Origin of the sequence: Psychrobacter sp. SWN149, from assembly GCF_015864565.1 — a bacterium.
Classification (GTDB): domain Bacteria; phylum Pseudomonadota; class Gammaproteobacteria; order Pseudomonadales; family Moraxellaceae; genus Psychrobacter.
In genome coordinates, this window is sequence record NZ_JADYWX010000005.1 from 249,249 (window position 1) to 270,133 (window position 20,885).

Consider the following 20,885-nt stretch of genomic DNA (forward strand, 5'->3'; position numbering starts at 1 on the left):
CGTTCAAACTTTGCTACAACCACTTGATGTTATAGAAACATTGATTTACATCGTAGCAATATAAATTAACGTTGAACAGTATGCTTGTTGTTATGTTATGAACATTGGTCGCACGTAATTGTAAGTGTATTACTGACTCTGTTTCGCAATGAATATGGATAGTTTGCAAGCGATGTATGCAGATATACTGACCATTAATACTTAGTTTTACGATAGCTTAAACATCTTTTATATTTCATTTAACAGTTATAAAACATTCATTCTGACAAACAATAATAAAGAGTATGGTTATGATTAAAGTATTGGTGGTTGACGATCATGATTTGGTGCGAATGGGCATCAGCCGTATGCTGTCAGACAGTGCTGATATCGAGGTAGTTGGCGAGGCTGATAGTGGCGATATGGCGATCAAGATGGCCAAACAACTGCGTCCTGATGTGGTATTACTGGACGTCAACATGCCTAATATTGGCGGGCTTGAAGCCACTAAGCGTTTGATTCAACTTGATATGGGTATTAAGATCTTGGCCGTTAGTAGCATGTCCGCACAGCCTTATCCTTCCATGCTGATTAAGGCAGGGGTGAATGGTTATATCACTAAGGGGACGCCGCTCGATGAGATGATACGCGCGGTTAACAAGATTTATCAAGGAGGTCGATATTTTAGTCAAGATGTCGCCGAACAGCTGGCCGATGTCTTACTCTCTGATAATGCTAACTCTCCTTTTGACTTATTGAGCGATAGAGAAAAACAAGTGGCCATGATGGTTGTCAACTGTCAAAGCCCTCAACAAATCGCCGATCAACTTTTCGTTAGTGTGAAAACCATCAACACTTATCGCTACCGTATCTACGAAAAAGTCGGGGTTGATAGTGATGTCAAACTAACGCATCTGGCCATTCGTCATGGCTTGATTCAGCCATAAATCAGCTTGGTCATCACCCTATTATTATGGTCAATCTATGAAGCCTGCTAGCAGCCTTGTCTCTGCCATTATTCGTTATGCACATCATGATGACACTCTATCGCTGCCGCAATTACGCAAGCTAGGTATCATCTATAGCAGTTATCGATTCGTCGTTAGCCTGTTTTCGATGCTCATGCTATACATTGCAGCACGTGCTGATAGTAGCGCATCTTTGCCGAGTTTTTTGCAGCAGACGACGCTGAGCTTTTATGTACTTTTAAGCTTGATTTTGCTCGGTTTGTTCTATGTGGTTAGAACTCAGATGCGGCGGCAGCTAGCAGTTGGACTGGTCTTAGACGTCATTATATTAAGCTTGTTACTCTATACAGCAGGTGCACCCGATTTACAGCTGACTATGCTATATATGGTGGTGGTTGCCGCAAGCTTTATGTTATTGCATAGCTCACAAGCGCTTGTCATTACCTTGCTTGCGATCATCTTTGTTATCTATCAGCAGTTTTTTTATGCCATTGCCAATAGCATGAGCTTAAACAACTTGGGTGATGCCTTATTAATGTCAGCCAGTTTTTTGGCCGTTGGCGGCTTGAGCTGGTCGATCTCACAACGCTTAGTACAGCTAGAAAAAGTCGCGGCCAACCACGCTAAAGAGGTTGAACGACTGAATGTCATTAATCAAGAAGTCATTACTCAGATGGTCAATGGGGTCATTGTCATTGATCGACATCATATCGTCTTAGCAAATCTGGCCGCTCACCAATTACTCAGTATTTCACTCAGTCCACTGCGAGCCACTCGTAGTACGTCTAATAATGAAGACGAGATTCTAGACAACGCACAAAGCACGCTTTTATCTCACTTTGAACAGCAGCTTACCCAGCAACATTCGCAGCTGTTCAAAGCCTGTTTGTCTGTTGCGACAGGACAGTCGCGCACCTTCACCTACGATGTACCTGCCATAGCCAACGCTTCTATATTCGGTAAATTACGCGTCCAGATTATTCCACTAAAGGACGATAGCAAGTTAATCCTACTAGAAGATTTACGCCGTGAACAAGCCAGCGCCCAGCAACTGAAACTGGCCTCTTTGGGACAGTTAACGGCCAGTATCGCTCATGAAATTAGAAACCCCCTAGCAGCCATCTCTCAAGCCAGTCAGCTGTTAATGGAAGACATCGTACAAGTCGATGTAGAAAGCACAACAGATGATGGTCTATTGGCAAGCAGCATGCCTGTTGACCTGGCTGGCAATCATGAGCTTTATGAGATGATATTCTCGCAGACAAAACGGGTAAACCGCATTATTGAAGACATTTTGAAACTGTCGCGCCAGCAAACCGCCACTCAGCAGTCCATTGTTTTGGCGCAGTGGCTACCAGAGTTTTTGGACAATCATTTCCAAGGTCACGATATTTTTCTGCGTGTAAAGACCCAGCCAACCATATCATTTGACACGCATCAACTAGAACAGATATTAATAAATCTCATTAATAATGGACTGCGTTACAGCAGCTATGCCCATCCTCATGCCTACGTAGAGATGGACATTTACTGTGCAGACAACGATGTTATAATCGATGTATTGGATAATGGTCATGGTGTAAGCGAGGCGGACCTGCCCTACTTATTTGACCCGTTTTTTACCACAGACAAAGCGGGTACAGGGCTGGGGCTGTATTTGTCACAGGCATTTTGTGAAGCCAATCAAGCACGCTTACTCTATATCCCTGAACACCCAAAATCCTGCTTTCGTTTAGTGGTACCTGCCGTCAACCCTAAAGACAACGCTCAAATATCAGAGTAAGTTTTTAATTGATATATGGCTATTTTTAAAAACTCAGGATGGGGTTTTATTATGTGCTGCTATAGTAAATGGATGACAGGCCCTACCCTGAGTACCAATATTTTGTAACCATCGAACATAATGAGATGATGTATGACAACACGTGCGCTAGTCGTCGACGATGAAGTAGATCTGTGCAGATTGATGCAAATCACGTTGACCAAAATGGGCATCAAGAGTGATGTGGCCTATACTTTGTCACAGGCAAGATCATACTGGCAGGACAATGAGTATGATTTCTGTCTGACCGATCTAAATCTGCCTGATGGCTCAGGTCTGGAACTGGTCAAAGAGGTTAGCAGTAGCTCTAACACACCAATCGCTGTCATTACGGCCCATGGTAGTATGGATCTGGCCATAGAAGCCCTAAAAATTGGGGCTTTTGACTTCGTTAATAAACCGCTTGAGCTACCACGCTTACGTCAGTTAGTCGAAAATGCGCTAAAAGTCATGCATCAGGACAACAATGCGGAAGCCACGCCCGAATGCTCTCCTGAACAAAAAATGTTAGACACTAGGCTGATTGGCAACTCCGCTGTGATGCACCCACTCAAAAACACTATCTTAAAGCTGGCACGGTCACAGGCACCTGTTTTTTTATCGGGGGCTTCAGGTACGGGTAAGGAAGTCGTTGCCAGACTGATTCATGATCTGAGCCCGCGACGAGATGGTAGCTTTGTACCTGTCAATTGTGGTGCGATACCCTCTGAGCTGGTAGAGTCTGAGTTTTTTGGTCACAAAAAGGGCAGTTTTACAGGCGCCGTTACTGACAAACAAGGACTGTTTCAGCAAGCCAATGGTGGTACGTTGTTCTTAGATGAGGTAGCAGATTTGCCATTGGCGATGCAAGTCAAACTACTGCGTGCTATCCAAGAAAAAACCGTTCGAGCCATTGGTGACACCAAAGAAATACCCGTCGACATTCGTATCTTGTCCGCCACTCACAAAGATTTGAATCAACTGGTACAAGATGCTGCGTTTCGACAAGACTTGTACTATCGCATCAATGTCATTGAGCTAAAACTGCCTACTCTCAATGCACGCCGTGATGACATACCTGTTTTGGCAGAGCATTTTTTGACCATGATTGCTGCTGAGTGGCAACTTGAAGCAACGCCCTCGTTGACGCATGAAGCATGTGAGCGTCTACAACGTCATGACTTTGCTGGCAATGTGCGTGAGCTTCGAAACTTGCTTGAACGTGCAGTGACCCTTGCTGAGACCTCTCAGATTGATGTCAGTCAGTTGGGACTTGCTGATATTGAGCAACCGCTTGAAAACCCGCAACCCCAAAACGAAGTCACGCCTATTCATCAGACGCAACCGGCTGACCCTAGTATAGAAAACCTAAACCATCAGAGCAGCTCTCAATCAACACATCCTCTCAGTGGTCAATCTGCCAGCGATGCAATGAGCGCGCATACGAACCAAAGCACCACCAATTTACATCCCTATCGTACCAATACCAATCATTACCCTTCAATGATGCAGCGCTCATCATCTACGCACGCTAATGTTTCAGAAGCATCAACCAATCCAATCACGATTGATGAAAAAGAGCCAACCGTTGAAACTGCTCAATTTGCAGTCGATGATACCATCAATCTACAAGAGCTGTCAGATGGTCAACTGCCACCCAAAGGGTTAGAACATTATTTACAAGAGCAAGAAAAACAACTGATCATCACTGCCCTTAAGCAGACTGGTTGGAACAAAACCCAAGCAGCTGAATTGCTAGGAACCACTTTTCGCTCTCTGCGCTACCGTATGAAAAAACTAGATATTGATGAAGATCAAACTTGATGGCCATCTTTTGATTGAAAATTTGAATAATAAAAAAAAGCCTGATTACTAGAGATAGTATTCAGGCTCTTTTGATAGACAGATTAACAAGGTTAAGGTCTGTTGAGTTATTCACTACGTTTAAATCTGCCAGCGCTCCCTTAACTATCTTGTCCATCAAACTACGACTACTTATTTGTCATAATACGGTTTTAATAGTGAGCCATGCGCTACTTGACAGTCGGATCAATAGTCGTGGCCTTACGAATAAATCGAATACCTGAATCAAGGGCACGCGCTTTTAACAAGTCTAACGCCTGCTGCTCCCACGTGCTCTCACTACCTGATAAGGTCACATCAGGCGTGACACCGATACCATCAATCTGTTTGCCTGTCGCTGTCACATAGTTGGCAACCGTCAGTTTGACCGCTTGCTCATCATTTAGTGGTATCACTGACTGCACCGACCCTTTACCGTAACTGACTTCACCGACGATTATGGCGCGTTTTTGTGCCTGTAAACTACTAGATAATACCTCTGCTGCTGATGCTGAATAGCGGTTCTGTAACACCACCACGGGTAGCGGTTTGAGTATCGCAGTGCCTTGGGTGGATAGCACGCGCGCTTTACTCTGACGTGCTTGTACTTGTACCACATCCGTATCGCTCATAAACAAACTGGCGACACTCACCGCTGATGTCAGTACGCCACCTGGGTTATCGCGCATGTCTAATAAGATACCTGACACAGGCGCATCAAGATTAATCAGACTCTCTAGCACCCTTTCACGACTATTGTTTTGAAAGGCGGGCAGTTTAATAATCGCAATGCCGTCTACAATTTTGGTCTCAACAAGCTGAGGATGACTGTTATTTCGCTGTAATGTGGTCGTATGCTTACGTCGGCCAGCTTTAGAGGTCACGATGTCGACTTGTGTCCCAGCAATACCTGTCAACAGCTGCTCAACATCATTCACTTGTCGTTCCTCATCAAGCTTGAACTCATCAACTTGGTGTAAGTAATCGCCAACAGCGATGCCTTTTTTGTCCGCAGGTGAATCATCGATAACGTCTGTAATGATCCAATACCCATCCCTTGGCTGATAAGCAACCTTAATACCGATATCGCCTACATCACCCTCTGTAAAAGCGCGCAAGTTCTCATAAGCCTCTGCATCCAAAAACTCAGCATGGCTATCAAGCTTGGTCAACATACCGCTCATTGCATTGTTGAACAGCTCTTCATCATTGACCGCATCTACATACTGACGGCGTACTAAATCCACCACTGCCACAAAAGTCTTGAGCGTTTCAGGAGAAATCGCATTCAATGATACTTGTGCCACTTCTGCTGGAATACTGGTGTCAATCTCATTAGCATCATCGGTTAACGCGCTTTCATCGGCGATGCTGTCTATCGAATCATCAGGCTCATCAGCGACATCCAGCATATCTGCGATATCTGATAAGCTGTCATCATTCTCCTCTGCAGCGATCTCATCGGCATTCAAGCTAATAAGCTGTAAGCCATCTGTAGGGCTAGTGGCCTCTGTAGAAGTCGCCGCGTGGGCATGCATCGCAAGCGCACTGATGCCAAGCAGGCTGATGAATAAAGCAGGCTGACAGAGTGTCGTCATTATAGAGACCGTTGAGCGCTTGGCACAGATAAAAGACATAAAAAACTCATTTAAATAATAAAAAATATGAAGTAATAGTTGATTCAGTTTAAAAGAGAGTCAAGGTAACCGAGCGCAGAGGTAACTGTGATACCTTAAGTGAGGTTAACGCTGTCACTCTTTTATAGAGGATTGACTATATTATAATTATATATTGCCGCTTCAATATACGTAACATGTAAAGCGACCGAGTGGCCATGCCTCATTGCCTCATTATAATGCCCGTCGGAATATCTGATAAATCCAATGAAGAAATAGCGATATAAAATGTACCACAAAAAAGGAAGCGATAATTCATATCGCTTCCTTTTTATTTTTCATTCCAACCGACCTACTCTGACCATCGAGAGCCAAATTACGACATTGGAAGCAATAGCGTCTTTCCAGTCATCTCAGCAGGCGCATCGATATTCATGAGTGCTAAAATGGTTGGCGCAATATCACTCAGCTTACCACCCTGACGCACGTGCAGTTTTTGCTCACCCACATAAATCAGCGGCACATGCTCGGTTGTATGCTGTGTATGTACTTGACCGCTTTCATAGTCCTGCATCTGCTCACAGTTGCCATGATCTGCGGTGATCAGCATATCGCCACCGGCGGCTCGCACCGCTGATTCGATGCGGCCCACGCACACATCTAGCGCTTCTACTGCTTTTACTGCAGCATCAAAAATACCAGTATGCCCAACCATATCACCGTTTGCATAATTCACCACAAGCACATCATATTTACCAGACTCAATCGCAGCGACCAACTTATCAGTCACTTCCGGCGCGCTCATTTCAGGCTGCAAATCATAAGTAGCAACATCAGGAGAAGGTACTAAGATGCGTGTCTCGCCTTTGTACTCTTCCTCACGGCCGCCGCTAAAGAAAAACGTCACATGCGCATATTTTTCAGTCTCGGCGATACGTAGCTGTGTTTTACCTTGATTCTGTAGGTACTCTCCCAATGTATTGGTCAAAGACGTCGGATAATAAGCAATGCTGGTTTTTGCATTATCCGCCAAGACATCTGAATACTTAGTCAGCATCACAAATGCTGCAAGTTTTGGTTGCTTTTGGCGGGCAAATCCAGAAAACTCATGGTCTGGTAACACAAAGGCTTGAGCAAGTTCACGAGCACGGTCAGCACGAAAGTTCATAAATATCAGCGCGTCATTATCTTCAACAGTATATGGCACTTCATCACGACCAATAACGGTCGTTGGACTAATAAATTCATCCGTCTCACGGGCTTTATACGCGGCTTGAACCGCACCATCTGCTCGAGTTGACAAGCGATCAGCTTTGCCCTCAGTGATCAACTCATAGGCTTTTTGTACTCGATCCCAGCGGTTGTCTCGATCCATCGCATAATAGCGGCCAATGATACTGGCAATCTGTACGCGGCCACCTTCATAGTGTGCATTGAGCTTGTTGATGTGCTCACGCAAACGATTGATATATTTATCAGCGGATTTAGGTGGTGTGTCACGACCATCTAAAAAACAATGGATAAAGACGTTCTTGGCACCATGGACGAGCGCTGAATGGCACATTGCTTCGATATGATCTTGGTGCGAATGCACACCGCCATCAGAGAGCAGACCCATAATATGCACATTGCCGCCCAACTTATTGGCGGCTTTTACGGCATTGACCAATGCCTCATTTTTATAAAACTCACGATTGACAACCTCGCTTGAGATACGAGTAGAGTCTTGATAAAGAACACGGCCAGCGCCCAAGTTCATGTGGCCGACTTCTGAATTACCAAACTGACCATCTGGTAGACCCACGTCTTCCCCTGAGGCAGAAATCAATCCATGAGGATACTGCTGATAAATCTTGTCTAAATTTGGCATGTTTGCCGCCGCAATGGCATTGTCTTTATCTTCTTCACGATGACCAAAGCCGTCCAAAATCATTAAGACGTGCGGTGTTTTCTTGTTCTGTGCGCTATTGTTATCGTTACTAGCACTGTTGCTGCTAGTGCTATGCTGCGCTTGTGTATCATTAATAGATTCTGATGCTTGCTTGGTACTGGTCATATATTACCGCTCCTCACGTGAATGAACGCCTATCGTGCTGTATTGGGATATCGAAAGCCCTCTATATTAACACAAATCTCAAAATAGCTGAAAAACTGACAATCTTTCACTTATATGGGAATAATCCAATAGAGCAGCAATACCATGATAGCTATAATCAGCGCATTACCAACACTGCTGATAAGTGACGGTACGTATTAATCTGTAAATCATACTTGCAATCACTCATTTCATTGGTTAAGATAATTATATTCTGAAGTGTTGGCTAGTAGATGTTTATTCCCTGAGCCGATAATGCTTTACCAGGATGTGGTACCTATTGTCTCATTGTGTATGCCTGCACCGCTTGCGGTGTATCAGGAAACCTGCAGAGGTAATGACGCATCCGCCCTGAACTTCACGGTTCATGGGTCACCATCTTACAGCGGCACTTCGGTTGTTTCATTCGGTTTGTAATTATATTGCCTATAATCAATATGTTCACTGCCACTAAAAAGCCCCTTCCGTCATTGACGGAAGGGGCTTTTTTTATGTCTACTATTTGAGTTATTGACTACTCATCATTGGCAGACTTCGTGATTTTCTTGACATCTTTAGGAATATTTTTGGCAGTGCCATCAACCGTGGTATGTTGTTTGAACACATCACCAAATGGGTTTTGCTGCTGTTGACCAAACGGATTTTGACTATTCATACCATTTGCGCCGCCAAATGGGTTTTGTCCACCCATGCCACCAAATGGATTTTGACCGCCCATTTTTCCGCCCATCTGCTTTGCCATCATTTCCATCATTTTTTGTTGATTGTTCATGACATAATTATTAGCAAAATCTTTTAACTTCTTTTGTACTGGTGGCAATATCACCAATAGTGCGAGCAGATCACTGAGCACACCAGGGATCAGTAATAAAATACCAGCGGCAGCCATCGCGATGCTCTTAATCATGGTAGTCTCTGGCGGACGCATCGCAGGATTCATCATGCCACCCGCTTTCATCTGCTGGGCCATTGGATTGAGCGATGCCATGCCCTTACGTATGAGTGAGATACCAATGACGGCAGCGATAATAAACCACATGAACACCCACCAGCCACTCATAAATTGAGCAAGCAAATACCACAGTAGCATCTCGATAATAAACCAAACGATGGCTATACCAACTATCTGACCCATAAAGTGTCGTCCTATAAAATAAAAACCAATAAATTGAGCGCCATGCAAATTAAAATGGCTAACATATGATGTATATGGGGATTGGTTGCTATACTATCAAACTTAAGGCTAATTTTTAAGCCATAAAACAAAATGTAAGCAAGATGGAATACTATGGCAATTATTATCGGGATTGACCCAGGATCACGCATGACGGGTTATGGCATCGTGCAGCAGACGGGAGATAAGCTCACCTACATCGATGCTGGGACGATTCGCACAGATACCAAAGAAATGCCTGAACGTCTCAAGCGTATTTTCAATGGCTTAACGCGCATCACACAGCACCATTTAAAATATGCTGACGAACCCATTTATACGGCAATTGAGCAAGTATTTATGGCAGAAAATCCTGATTCTGCGCTTAAGCTTGGGCAAGCACGGGGTGCTGCGATTGCAGCCATGGTGGCATTGGATTTAGAAGTATCAGAATATACGGCTCGTCAGATTAAGCAAGCGGTATGCGGCTATGGTGCGGCGGCTAAAGAGCAAGTACAGGAGATGGTCTGCCGGATACTCTCACTAGACGTTGTACCCCAACAGGATGCGGCCGACGGTCTGGCCTGTGCCATTTGTCACGCACACTCAAGCCATTCCATGAATAAACTACTACTCAACAGCTCTATGCGAGGACGCGGTGGTTCTAAGAAAAAAGGACGCTGGCGTTTGACTGAGGAAGATTTGGGTAACCTACGCTAAAATTGGAATAGATAGGCAATAAAAAACACGCGCTATTGAACGCGTGTTTTTTTGTGAGAACAATCATGGTAGTTTTCAATCTTTAAAGTGCTAAATGATAGCAAATCACTCTGCGACTTCGCTTTCAATAACAGCGTCTAATACATAAGCATACTGTTTATCATCGGTATCATCTACTGATGACTCATCGATGGCTAATAAATTGCCATTGTCTAGCTGATAGCGCTGCACGCGTAACACTTCTTCATGCCTATTATCATGCTGATAGCCGTCAATTTCACCAGCAAACAGTCGCCATTCTCCTTCATGAATTTTGATGCCTTGATCGTTATAGGTGACGGGTTTAATTTGCAAGCACTGCTGGTCGCCATGCTCTTCACAAGCTAATTTTTTGGGGCTGACTGCCAAAAACACCGTCTCGCCCTTGCTATTGTATTTTGCTTGAGAGGTGAGCCTACCATTCCAAACCAAAGTGACATTCTCATTGGTAAACTGCGTCAATACTGGATGCTCACCTTGCTCAACTTTTATTTCACTGCTGCCTACCATCAACGTATTCAGAGTGCTTTCAGCTTTATCAAGATCGCCACAAGACATTTTGGTACTCATGCCATCCTCAATAGTCAAAGTCTGACCTTGTAGCTGATAGGCTGCACTAATCAAGTTACAACCTACGCTAAAACTTAGCGTGTCTTGCCCTTGATATTGGTTAAATGCGAGCGTTACCTGACCGTTAATCTTTGCAAACTCAGCCATAGAATTATGGTTCGCATCTATCGCACTCGTCAATGTCCAGCGATGTTGAGACAAAGTCGTTATCAGTTTTCTCTCAGGCGTGATTTCGGTCGAATCAACTGCACTTGTTATAGGACTCACATTAGATGCTAAGCTTTCGCTAGCCACCGCATCACTAGGGTCAGTGATACCTGATGCATCGTCTTCGCTAGATAATGATTCAGGTACTGTTTCTTTTTGACAAGCGCTTAGCATCAAACTTGCGGCCAATACGCTTGGCAATAAAAACAGGGTCATTGCTGATTGTTTGGCTCTACCTACCATATGATGTACCTCTTAGTAAGCGTGTATCACTTTTCTCTGTTGCTTTTCTCTCATACTTGCTTTTCTTTCGTCTCTCAAATGACTGTTTTGAATTATCATTAGAGCCTGTCTTCATTTTGAAAATGGTAATAAAAATGAGATAAATTGCCATCAAACAAGGAAAATAGCACAAATAATATCGAGATATTAGTCAGCTATTTGACGCCGTTTGGCAAGATTTAGCCGTTTTTAAACCAGTTAGATGTCTATCGATTGGATTGAAGACACTCCCTAGTATGATAGAGACAGACTAACCACTATAACCTTGACGCTATTACCTTATGTAATGAAATGTTGATTTTTATTATATTTCAAATAGGGAGAGTAACGCCGTAGCCGTTTAGTCGTTCTCTGACTGTATCTATCTATTGGTTAGCTAGTCATGTCATCAATAGAAAAGGAGAGCCAACATAAAGTGTTTGCTCCCCTTGATATCGTCTGTGACAAGTCATCCTCTAAATATGAGTCAATCTTGCCAGCTGTCTGTCTATTTATCTATTTAATCGTTGGCTACGGCAGGTTTGGCTTTTGCCATATTTTTAATACTGAAACGCTCATTCATCATTTGATAAAAACGGGCCAAGTTTTCACCTTGCTCATTCGGATTGACTTTCAATACTTTGCCAAAATCCAATCCCAAGTACAATACGATGTCAGCAAAGCTTAATTGCTCGCCCACCAAATACTCACGGCCTTCTAGTATATTTTCAAAATAAGCGAGTGTTTTAACTCCCCGTGCAATAGAGGGTGCAACGAACTCTGGCACTTGCTCAACACGCTGGGCTTTGGCTGGGTTACTGTGTTGAAACGCCAACATGAAATTATACAGTACTTCAAACTCGGCAATGCGGCGCATAGAGCACACTTGCGCGCGTTGTATGACATCATTGCCCATCACCGATCGCTCACCATAGACGCGGTCAAGGTATTCGCAAACGGCCTGTGAGTCATTAAGTACGGTGCCATCAGACAATTTCAACACTGGCACAGTACGCATAGGATTCATTGCAGTGAACTCGTCTGAGTTCTGTTCATTAGCGGCAAAATCAATATCAATGACATCAATGTCGTCCATGTCATCAACATCAATTCCTTTTGATGCTAATAAAATTAGTGCTTTGCGTGGGTTCGGTGCAGTACGAGTGACGTATAATTTTTTCATGGCAAACTCCTTGTAAGATGATTAAGCATTAACTTAATACAGTTAGTTTTTATGACTATTTTCTTATAGTGAATAACGCTTATCGAAAATATATCATTCAAAAACGATATTACCTAAAGATAATTGATGACTTTTTATCTTCATAGCAAAAAACCCCATAACGTCACGTTACAGGGCTTTTATTTTTAGCCAAAGGACAATAAGAGCTTTCAGCTTACTTGTTTGGCGCAGGTGTAGTACGTAGATAAGGCTTCACTTCTGTATAACCTTTAGGATATTTCGCAGCGATGTCTTCGTTTTTGACACTTGGTGGAATGATGACATCATCACCATCCTTCCAATCTACTGGCGTCGCGATGTTGTACTCATCTGACAACTGCATCGCATCAATGACGCGGATGATTTCATCAAAGTTACGGCCACAGCTGGCAGGGTATGTGAGCGTCAGGCGAACCTTCTTATTTGGATCAATGATAAAGACACTGCGTACGGTATGCGTGCTATCGGCATTTGGGTGCATCATGTCATACAATTCAGCGACTTTTTTATTCGGGTCAGCGATGATTGGGAAATTCATCTCTGTCCCTTGGGTCTCGCCAATATCACTCGCCCATGCTTTGTGGTCTTCTAAGCTATCGACAGAGATACAAATTGGCTTGACGTTGCGCTTTTGGAACTCGCCATTAAGGGCGGCTGCGCGGCCAAGCTCAGTGGTACATACTGGGGTAAAGTCTGCTGGATGCGAGAAGAAAACCACCCAATGATCACCTGCCCACTCGTGGAAATTGATATCGCCTTCTGTGGTTGCCGCGTCAAAATTCGGTGCGGTATCGCCTAAACGTAAATGTGCCATGCTTTATTCCTTAGCTATGTTGATGAGCGCTTGTATCGACCTGTGGCCTCGCGCTCTATTATTATCATCGACGTGCTCACCATAAAAAAGCAAAGCACATCCTTAAAAACTGACTTTATCTTATCAAACTGGTTATGAATGTCTTGTGACGGATTGTAATGCCATTATTCCGTTTGCAAATAAGATCACAATGAATGATAACGACTCATTAGCTTATCAGCGTATTACTCAATGCTAGCCAGATTTAAACATAGGCGCACCATTAATTTTTAACTCAACCTTATCACCCTTCCATGCCAACTGTGGCGTTGCCTCACTCATACGCTTACTGGTCTCCCCTGAATGTTGCAAGGTAATGCCCTGCTCATCAATAATGGCGATGCCAATGACGTAGGTATATACGAGATTGCTTTTGGCTTTAGGGGAAGCTTTTATGTTAAAGACACATTCTATAATTTGATCTTTATATTGCATTCGCATTTTGGGCTGCAAGGAGGCGATGGAGACTGCGCCATTGGATACAGCGGAATAGACTGAAAATACCAGCGCGACTCTGCCGCCATAATGTTTAGCAATGTCTGAGCTGACCAAAACGGTCTCTTTTCCTGGCTCATTGGCACTAGCAACCTTAATATCGCCTTGATGCTCAATATAAGGCATACGGCTCAAACTACCGCTTTGCTCTGGTGCATGGACATAGCTAATGGCTTTACCATTCTGTGCCAGTATGCCAACACGTAAATCCAAGTCATCATTATTGGCGCTGGCATCACCATTATCTATCCATATTGCTTCTACTATTAAGTGATCACTACTTCCTTTAGTAAGGTTAATTCGATGCTCACTACCAGGTTTGTCTAATGTGACTTTCTTTAAATTAAAAGGTTTTGACTGACTGTCGGGAATATCAGTAGACAGCGCGCTTTCTGAATGAGGCTGTGTCGAGCGACTATTATCATCCGCCACTTCACCACCGAAATGGGTGACCAACGCACTCAAGCCACCGCTAAAACCTTGGCCAATCGCGTTAATGCGCCAAACCTCATTTTTGCGATAGACTTGTAATAGCATGATGGCGCGTTCACTATCAAAGCCGCTGCCATCGAAATGGTAAGTGGCTAACGTTTGCCCTGCTTGCTCTAATATTACTTTACTAGCACCAAGCTCTCGCATGGTGGTTTGCCCATCAATGGTCGCGGTCAATACCAAATAATCTATCGTATTGGGCAGTTTATTCAGATCTATATCGAAGCGCTGCTGCTGATTTGTCGCTTGCCAACTGACTGCCCCACATGGCGTCTTTGGCTGATTATAAAAAGTCATATAATCATCACTTGCCAGCTTTTGCTGACTATCTAGCCCAAAGCAGGCTACGTCTATAACCGCGCTATTGGTCATCAATTCTACCACCAAAGTAAACTGCTGTGCGATTCCTACATCCGTAAACTTAGCTTTTTGACCCGTAATGAGATTGAGCATTATATTCATCCTAAAAATGAGGGTAAGTCCGTTTTAATATCTACTCTTAGCTAATTAGGGCGTGTCTTCATTTTAAAAATGGTAATAAAAATGAGATAAATTGCAGTCAAACAAGGAAAATAGCGCAAATAATATCGAGATATTAGTCAGCTATTTGACGCCGTTTGGCAAGATTTAGCCGTTTTTAAACCATTTAGATGTCTATCGATTGAATTGAAGACACGCCCTAATACTACGCCATTGAATCGACTGCTTTGTACTAATTTTAAAGACTTAAACCACCATTCCAGAATCCCATAAACAAAACTCGCCGTTATAATCATGTACAAAAAAACCCATCCCTAGCGTACTAGAAATGGGCTTATTTGCAAACTACTATTGTTCAGTATTATGTCAAAACATCTGTTTGAACAATGATATTTCTATATTGAACCAATACAAATTAAGCTGGCTTATAGCTGTCACGCAAGCTAACGATTTGGTTAAATACAGGTTCATCAGTGCTGTGATCTTCGCTGTCAGAGATAAAGTAACCCTCACGCTCGAACTGAAAGCGCGTGCCTGCATCCGCATTGACCAACGATGGCTCAACCACAGCATTTAGCTCAGTCAATGAGTTCGGATTTAACGCTTGATGGACGTCAGCGACGCTACTTGGGTCTTCAACACTGAATAGCTGCTCATACATACGCACGGTGGCTGGGACGCCTTGACTGGCCGATACCCAGTGAATCACACCTTTCACCTTGCGGCCTTCAGGATTTTGACCCAAAGTAGTCGGGTCAATCGTTGCTTTTAGCTCAACGACATTACCAGCGTCGTCAGTAACATGCTCGGTCACTGCAAGCACATAAGTATTGCGCAGGCGGATTTCTGGCTTTTCTGGTGACAAGCGCTTATACCCTGCTGGCGGCTCAATCTCGTAATCGCCTTGGTCGATATAGATGGTCTCAGTGAATGGAATTTCACGCTCGCCCATATCGACATTAGGATGATTCGGCTGAGTCAACCAAAGCGTCTGAGTTGCATCATCAAAGCGTGCAATAACGCTATCAGCTTTTTCAGATTCCCAGCTGCTAGCCGCTTCTGCAAAGTTCGTAATGGTCACTTTTAGTGGCTTTAAGACTGCCATGCCACGTCCCGTTGTCGTCTCTAACGACTGACGAACGCTAAATTCCAATAAGCGAAAATCAACCACGCTATCGGCTTTGGTCACACCTACACGCTCACAAAAATCACGCAAACCCTCTGGCGTATAACCACGGCGACGCATGCCAGCGACAGTCGGCATACGCGGATCATCCCAACCGCTCACGATACTTTCATCGACGAGCTGCTTGAGCTTACGCTTGCTGGTCAATGTATGGTCAACATTTAGGCGGCTAAACTCATACTGATGCGGCGGCACATCAAAGCCTATTTTTGCGATAACCCAGTCATAAAATGGACGATGATCTTCAAACTCAAGCGTACACAATGAATGGGTAATGCCTTCTAGCGCGTCAGAGAGCGGATGCGCAAAATCATACATCGGATAGATGCACCATTTGTCGCCCGTTTGATGATGTGATTGATGCATAACACGGTAGATAACAGGGTCACGCAAGTTCATATTTGGGCTTGCCATATCAATCTTGGCGCGCAAAATAGCCTTACCTTCCGCATACTTGCCTTCTTTCATATCATTAAAAAGTGCTAGGTTTTCCTCGACACTAGCATCACGCTGCGGAGACGGTGTACCAGCTTCAGTGAATGAGCCACGGTTTTCTTTGATCTGCTCAGCTGACTGTAAATCCACATACGCATCACCTTGCTTAATCAATTGAATTGCCCATGCATGCAACTGATCAAAGTAACCTGAGGCATGATGTGCATCCCCTGCCCACTCAAAACCAAGCCATTTGACATCGTTTTCGATATTATCGATGAAATCTTGCTTTTCGGCAGTCGGGTTGGTGTCATCAAAACGCAGGTTGCACACACCGCCGAACTCTTTGGCCACCCCAAAGTTTAGGCAGATAGATTTGACATGACCTAAGTGCAAGTAGCCATTTGGCTCAGGAGGAAAGCGCGTGACAATTTGTGGGTATTTTTGCGCACTGACATCATCACGAATGATATTACGGATAAAATCGTTTTTTGGTTCGTCTTTTTGTGCATTATTGTTTGAGTGTTCACTCATCGGGCATTGCTCCTAACGCAAATTATCAGCTCATGCTGCGTGCCATCACGTAGCACGAGACATTCAAACTAAAGTATTAAAATAAAATGGAAATATAAAAATTCAGACAGTGCGACCGCATTATCAAAATTCATCAGAAATGGGTAAAGTTGCGTTATTCTATCAGGTTTCACAAACGCATTAACAGCCTGATACATGACACGGGATAAAAAAGCCGTTAGACTACCCGTAACTTTTTATCCACCAACTTTTTACCCACCACTTGACAGTGTCATTTAAGGCGCTGCAATCAAAGAGGAATATCCCATGGTAGACATGCCACCAGTAGTAGAACTTGAAACCAATATGGGTGCGATCGTTATCGAACTCAACGAAGAAAAAGCACCAAAGACTGTCGAAAACTTTTTGAACTATGTAAAATCTGGTCAGTATGACGGTACCATTTTCCATCGCATCATTGATGGTTTCATGATTCAAGGCGGTGGAATGGACGCTGAGATGAATGAAAAACCAACCAACGCACCTGTTGAAAACGAAGCGGACAACGGCCTAAAGAATGATAAAGGTACGATTGCGATGGCACGTACGCAAGATCCGCATTCAGCGACTAGCCAGTTTTTTATCAATGTAAAAGACAATGACTTCCTAAACCACACTGGCAAAAACATGCAAGGTTGGGGTTACACCGTGTTTGGTAAAGTCACTAGCGGTATGGACGTTATCGAAAAAATGCGCGGCGTACCAACAGGCCGTTTCGGTATGCATGCTGATGTGCCAAAAGAGCCAGTCGTGATCACTTCAGCGACCATCGTTTCTGAATAACGATTGTTTCTAAAAGAGCATTGCCACAGCTACCTAGGTACATAGCGTTACCAAGGTAGCAACCATGATAAGGACACCAATAAATGCAAAGTTTTAATCATTTAATCACAACCCGCCCGCATCAGGTGCGGCAGGTATTGATTAGCGATTTGCATTTATCACCTGAAGAGCCTGCCTTAGTGCAGGCTTTTTTGGCGCTGCTGGATGACTGTCTTGCCCTGCCAGCGCTCAAACGCTTATTCATCTTAGGTGATTGGTTTGAGGTATGGCTGGGCGATGATATGTATCTGTCCCTATTAAAAGAGAAAGGGTCAGAGGACGAGCAGCCAGAGGGTGAACAAAAAGCGCATTGGCTGACCCCGCTTATCGTGAAGCTCAAGCAGTTACGAATCAATGGGTGCGAGATACTGGTCATGCATGGCAATCGTGATTTTCTCTTAGGTCAGCCGTTTTGTAGTCTGTTCGGTGGTGAGCTGATTTATGAGCCATACAACTTGACTGTTGGACAGCAGAACTATCGCTTGGAACACGGCGATGCACTCTGTACCGATGATAAAAAGTATCAGTTTTTTCGCAAAGTCATGCGCAACCGTTTGACCCAGTGGTATCTGCTCAATAAATCACTAGAAAAACGCTTGGCTATTGCAGACAATATGCGCCAACGAAGTCAGCAGAACAATGCCAATAAAGCGGCGCACATCATGGATGTGAACGATGAGGCCGTCCGTCAAGCCATCACGGCTAGCGATGCGCTATTACACGGACATACCCATCGTCCAGACATACATCAAGCGACCGCTGATAAAAAACGCTATGTGCTTGGCGACTGGCGCTTATTAGACAAAGATACTCGCCAGCCAAAGGTAAGCGCTGTGATTGGCACTGTGACAGCAGATGATGGTTTAGGTAATAACGACGCTCAGTTTGAGTTGTTTGAATTTAAATTTCTTACTTAAGAGCTGCCGTTATAAATAGCGTTTGGCTGTTTTTAACATAAGATAGTTTAAATAATATTCCTTGAACACAAAAAGGGTCTGTTGAATTGTCAACAGACCCTTTTTGTGTTGGTCATAGTAGAGGCTCATACGGCTTTGCCATCTAAAACCTTTCTAACTCGACTCTAAATTTACACAATTAATTTAAACAATCAATTTGAAAAAGTGCTGACGATAGTGCTTTAGCTCACGGATTGAATCGCGAATATCATCCAATGCTAAATGACTGCCACCTTTTTCAAAGTTTCTTAAGATGTCAGGACGCCAGCGGAAACACAGCTCTTTGATAGACGACACATCCAGATTACGATAATGGAAGAAGCGCTCGAGCTCTGGCATTTGGCGCGCCATAAACCGGCGATCTTGACAGATAGAGTTGCCACACATAGGCGACTTACCACTATCGACCCATTTATTCAGGAATTTGATGGTTTCCGCTTCCGCTTCTGCCAAAGTCACCGTACTACGGCGCACACGGTCGACCAATCCTGACTGACCATGTTGCTTGGTATTCCAATCATCCATCTTATTTAGGACTTGATCTGATACTTTGATCGCAAAAACAGGCCCTTCGGCAAGCACATTCAAATCTTCGTCAGTGACAACGGTAGCAATCTCGATAATCTCATCGTTTAAAGTATCAAGTCCGGTCATTTCTAAATCAATCCACACCAGCCCTTTTTTGCCTTGATTTCTGATTTTAATCTTATTGGGATGGTCACCGATGGTCATAAAATATCCTATGGTCAATAAATTGTGAGACAGTTTTAAAAAAATATACGGCGCAAAAATGTGGTGCGCAGACAGCATGATAAGCGTTAATGAGTGGCTAAAATCTCGCCGACATCTAAAACATTACAAAACCACTGCCTGTCACAGGCGCTTTAGGCTGTATGTTAGCAAATTTTCACGCTACACTTAGCAATATTTTTATAATAGGTTCAAACCCATGGCATTAATCCGGCAGCGCAAACTGACTAAACAACAGATTCGTCGCATTGACAAGCAGCAATTATTAAGTCAAGACAGTATCGACGACAGCTTGATGGATGGTGTGGTCATGGCGCATTACGGTAAGCAATTAGAGGTGCAAGTCACCAGTTTGCCTGCGGTGATACCTGAGCAGCCAGAGATTGGGCCTGATGATCCTGAGCCGTTTTGGCAAACGCTTGAGCTGGGTGATATTTGGCGTTGTCATGTGCGTACCAACCTGCCGATGCTAGCGGCAGGCGACCAAGTGCGCTGGAATGCTGACTCCAATACAGGCTTTGGCCGTATCGAGTCCGTCAAACCACGAACCTCGCTCGTCTCTCGCCCTGATCGTTATCATAAGCTCAAACCAGTCGCCGCCAACGTCGATATTTTGGCCATTGTCTTTGCCCCACTGCCTGCTGCTGCCCCCACACTGATTGATCGCTACTTAGTGGTTTGTCATCTTGCTGACGTAACGCCATTATTGGTGCTTAATAAAGCCGATTTACTGGCGCAAGAAAATGGCGTCGATACCAATGAGTTATTAGCGCAATATGCCGCACTCGGTTATGAGAGCGTCTTAACTTCCGTTGATTGTCCTGAAAACGTCGCGGATAGCGATGAGCAAGAAGGACTGGATGAGCTAAAACGCTACATAGATAAAAAGCTGGTTATCTTTGCGGGACAGTCTGGTGTTGGCAAGAGCAGTCTAATCAATGCGCTACTGCCAGAATCTGGTCAAGTGGTAAATATCATCTCTGAAAACTCGAAGCTCGGTCAGCATACCACCACCACCAGCCGTTTATTACCGTTTAATCCAGACGACTTGACCCAAGGTGGCATCGTCGACACCCCCGGTATCCGTGAGTACGGTATTTGGCATTTGAGTCCAGATGACATTATATCGGGCTTCGTCGAGCTGGCACCACTGGCTGGTTACTGCCAGTTCCGTGACTGTCGTCATACCCACAACAGCAAAGGCTGTGCGCTATGGGAAGCGGTGGCTGCTGGTGAAGTGTTACAGCGCCGTGTCGAAAATCTCGTTACATTGAGAGAAGAGGCTGATACTAAGCCCTATTAATCGCGACGTTATTAGCAGATGCTTTTTAGTCGATATTTTTAGTCGATATTTTTATGAGGCTCATAGG

General features: G+C 44.1%; 16 protein-coding genes and 1 other RNA gene. 8 read left to right on the top strand and 9 right to left on the bottom strand.

Annotated features, from left to right (window positions below; all coding sequences use genetic code 11):
- Positions 1–290 precede the first annotated feature (290 nt).
- The 3 genes from I6E86_RS10105 to I6E86_RS10115 all read left to right on the top strand — a co-directional run bounded on the left by I6E86_RS10105 (position 291) and on the right by I6E86_RS10115 (position 4,572).
- Complete coding sequence (locus I6E86_RS10105; RefSeq protein ID WP_194363898.1) at positions 291–926, top strand: response regulator; 636 nt, start codon at positions 291–293, stop codon at positions 924–926.
- 37 nt (positions 927–963) lie between these two features.
- Positions 964–2,730, top strand: coding sequence for a sensor histidine kinase (locus I6E86_RS10110; protein WP_197177362.1), 1,767 nt, complete (start codon positions 964–966; stop codon positions 2,728–2,730).
- A gap of 132 nt (positions 2,731–2,862) precedes the next feature.
- Positions 2,863–4,572, top strand: a complete 1,710-nt coding sequence (locus I6E86_RS10115; protein WP_197177363.1) for a sigma-54-dependent transcriptional regulator — start codon at positions 2,863–2,865, stop codon at positions 4,570–4,572.
- A gap of 209 nt (positions 4,573–4,781) precedes the next feature.
- Here the strand turns inward: I6E86_RS10115 and I6E86_RS10120 are convergent, their stop codons facing one another.
- Together I6E86_RS10120 and gpmI are read right to left on the bottom strand one after the other, a co-directional pair.
- Complete coding sequence (locus tag I6E86_RS10120; protein WP_197177364.1) at positions 4,782–6,227, bottom strand: S41 family peptidase; 1,446 nt, start codon at positions 6,225–6,227, stop codon at positions 4,782–4,784.
- A 355-nt stretch (positions 6,228–6,582) separates the two neighbouring features.
- On the bottom strand, positions 6,583–8,262 hold the full coding sequence (gpmI, locus tag I6E86_RS10125) for a 2,3-bisphosphoglycerate-independent phosphoglycerate mutase (RefSeq protein WP_197177365.1): 1,680 nt from the start codon (positions 8,260–8,262) through the stop codon (positions 6,583–6,585).
- 247 nt (positions 8,263–8,509) lie between these two features.
- Between gpmI and ssrS the strand changes: the two genes are divergently transcribed.
- Positions 8,510–8,705: non-coding RNA, 6S RNA (gene ssrS, locus I6E86_RS10130), on the top strand.
- Positions 8,706–8,815: 110 nt separating this feature from the next.
- Here the strand turns inward: ssrS and I6E86_RS10135 are convergent.
- Positions 8,816–9,436 carry an FxsA family protein gene (locus I6E86_RS10135; protein WP_194363893.1) on the bottom strand — a complete coding sequence of 207 codons (621 nt, stop codon included), beginning with the start codon at positions 9,434–9,436 and terminating at the stop codon, positions 8,816–8,818.
- Positions 9,437–9,589: 153 nt separating this feature from the next.
- Between I6E86_RS10135 and ruvC the strand changes: the two genes are divergently transcribed.
- A complete protein-coding gene (gene ruvC, locus I6E86_RS10140) occupies positions 9,590–10,174 on the top strand; it encodes a crossover junction endodeoxyribonuclease RuvC (RefSeq protein WP_068034835.1) in 585 nt (194 codons plus the stop codon).
- Between the two features lie 105 nt (positions 10,175–10,279).
- Here ruvC and I6E86_RS10145 read toward each other — a convergent pair whose 3' ends face one another.
- The 5 genes from I6E86_RS10145 to I6E86_RS10165 all read right to left on the bottom strand — a co-directional run bounded on the left by I6E86_RS10145 (position 10,280) and on the right by I6E86_RS10165 (position 16,948).
- On the bottom strand, positions 10,280–11,233 hold the full coding sequence (locus I6E86_RS10145; RefSeq protein WP_227680622.1) for an META domain-containing protein: 954 nt from the start codon (positions 11,231–11,233) through the stop codon (positions 10,280–10,282).
- Between the two features lie 538 nt (positions 11,234–11,771).
- Positions 11,772–12,434 (bottom strand): glutathione S-transferase family protein, encoded by a 663-nt coding sequence (locus tag I6E86_RS10150; RefSeq protein WP_197177366.1) that lies wholly within the window; start codon positions 12,432–12,434, stop codon positions 11,772–11,774.
- A 214-nt stretch (positions 12,435–12,648) separates the two neighbouring features.
- Positions 12,649–13,287: a peroxiredoxin gene (locus I6E86_RS10155; protein WP_194363891.1), complete on the bottom strand. Its 639-nt coding sequence runs from the start codon at positions 13,285–13,287 to the stop codon at positions 12,649–12,651.
- A gap of 234 nt (positions 13,288–13,521) precedes the next feature.
- Positions 13,522–14,766, bottom strand: a complete 1,245-nt coding sequence (locus I6E86_RS10160; RefSeq protein ID WP_197177367.1) for a TerD family protein — start codon at positions 14,764–14,766, stop codon at positions 13,522–13,524.
- A gap of 442 nt (positions 14,767–15,208) precedes the next feature.
- Positions 15,209–16,948, bottom strand: a complete 1,740-nt coding sequence (locus I6E86_RS10165; protein ID WP_197177368.1) for a glutamine--tRNA ligase/YqeY domain fusion protein — start codon at positions 16,946–16,948, stop codon at positions 15,209–15,211.
- A 306-nt stretch (positions 16,949–17,254) separates the two neighbouring features.
- On the opposite strand from I6E86_RS10165, the gene I6E86_RS10170 reads away from it, so the two are divergent.
- Both I6E86_RS10170 and I6E86_RS10175 read left to right on the top strand, forming a co-directional pair.
- Entirely contained in the window at positions 17,255–17,770 is a 516-nt protein-coding gene (locus I6E86_RS10170) for a peptidylprolyl isomerase (protein ID WP_194363888.1), read from the top strand.
- Positions 17,771–17,853: 83 nt separating this feature from the next.
- Complete coding sequence (locus I6E86_RS10175) at positions 17,854–18,726, top strand: UDP-2,3-diacylglucosamine diphosphatase (RefSeq protein ID WP_197177369.1); 873 nt, start codon at positions 17,854–17,856, stop codon at positions 18,724–18,726.
- Between the two features lie 183 nt (positions 18,727–18,909).
- Here the strand turns inward: I6E86_RS10175 and orn are convergent, their stop codons facing one another.
- Positions 18,910–19,497 (bottom strand): oligoribonuclease, encoded by a 588-nt coding sequence (gene orn, locus I6E86_RS10180; RefSeq protein WP_197177370.1) that lies wholly within the window; start codon positions 19,495–19,497, stop codon positions 18,910–18,912.
- 217 nt (positions 19,498–19,714) lie between these two features.
- Between orn and rsgA the strand changes: the two genes are divergently transcribed.
- Positions 19,715–20,818, top strand: coding sequence for a ribosome small subunit-dependent GTPase A (rsgA, locus tag I6E86_RS10185; RefSeq protein WP_197177371.1), 1,104 nt, complete (start codon positions 19,715–19,717; stop codon positions 20,816–20,818).
- Positions 20,819–20,885 lie beyond the last annotated feature (67 nt).

Bases quoted from the DNA above. Each gene is read 5' to 3' on its own strand.
- gpmI (WP_197177365.1), bottom strand. From the start codon at position 8,262: ATGACCAGTACCAAGCAAGCATCAGAATCTATTAATGATACACAAGCG.
- I6E86_RS10170 (WP_194363888.1), top strand. From the start codon at position 17,255: ATGGTAGACATGCCACCAGTAGTAGAACTTGAAACCAATATGGGTGCG.
- I6E86_RS10160 (WP_197177367.1), bottom strand. From the start codon at position 14,766: ATGCTCAATCTCATTACGGGTCAAAAAGCTAAGTTTACGGATGTAGGA.
- I6E86_RS10150 (WP_197177366.1), bottom strand. From the start codon at position 12,434: ATGAAAAAATTATACGTCACTCGTACTGCACCGAACCCACGCAAAGCA.
- ruvC (WP_068034835.1), top strand. From the start codon at position 9,590: ATGGCAATTATTATCGGGATTGACCCAGGATCACGCATGACGGGTTAT.
- rsgA (WP_197177371.1), top strand. From the start codon at position 19,715: ATGGCATTAATCCGGCAGCGCAAACTGACTAAACAACAGATTCGTCGC.
- I6E86_RS10175 (WP_197177369.1), top strand. From the start codon at position 17,854: ATGCAAAGTTTTAATCATTTAATCACAACCCGCCCGCATCAGGTGCGG.
- I6E86_RS10105 (WP_194363898.1), top strand. From the start codon at position 291: ATGATTAAAGTATTGGTGGTTGACGATCATGATTTGGTGCGAATGGGC.
- I6E86_RS10165 (WP_197177368.1), bottom strand. From the start codon at position 16,948: ATGAGTGAACACTCAAACAATAATGCACAAAAAGACGAACCAAAAAAC.
- I6E86_RS10145 (WP_227680622.1), bottom strand. From the start codon at position 11,233: ATGGTAGGTAGAGCCAAACAATCAGCAATGACCCTGTTTTTATTGCCA.
- I6E86_RS10135 (WP_194363893.1), bottom strand. From the start codon at position 9,436: ATGGGTCAGATAGTTGGTATAGCCATCGTTTGGTTTATTATCGAGATG.
- I6E86_RS10115 (WP_197177363.1), top strand. From the start codon at position 2,863: ATGACAACACGTGCGCTAGTCGTCGACGATGAAGTAGATCTGTGCAGA.
- I6E86_RS10155 (WP_194363891.1), bottom strand. From the start codon at position 13,287: ATGGCACATTTACGTTTAGGCGATACCGCACCGAATTTTGACGCGGCA.
- I6E86_RS10110 (WP_197177362.1), top strand. From the start codon at position 964: ATGAAGCCTGCTAGCAGCCTTGTCTCTGCCATTATTCGTTATGCACAT.
- orn (WP_197177370.1), bottom strand. From the start codon at position 19,497: ATGACCATCGGTGACCATCCCAATAAGATTAAAATCAGAAATCAAGGC.
- I6E86_RS10120 (WP_197177364.1), bottom strand. From the start codon at position 6,227: ATGTCTTTTATCTGTGCCAAGCGCTCAACGGTCTCTATAATGACGACA.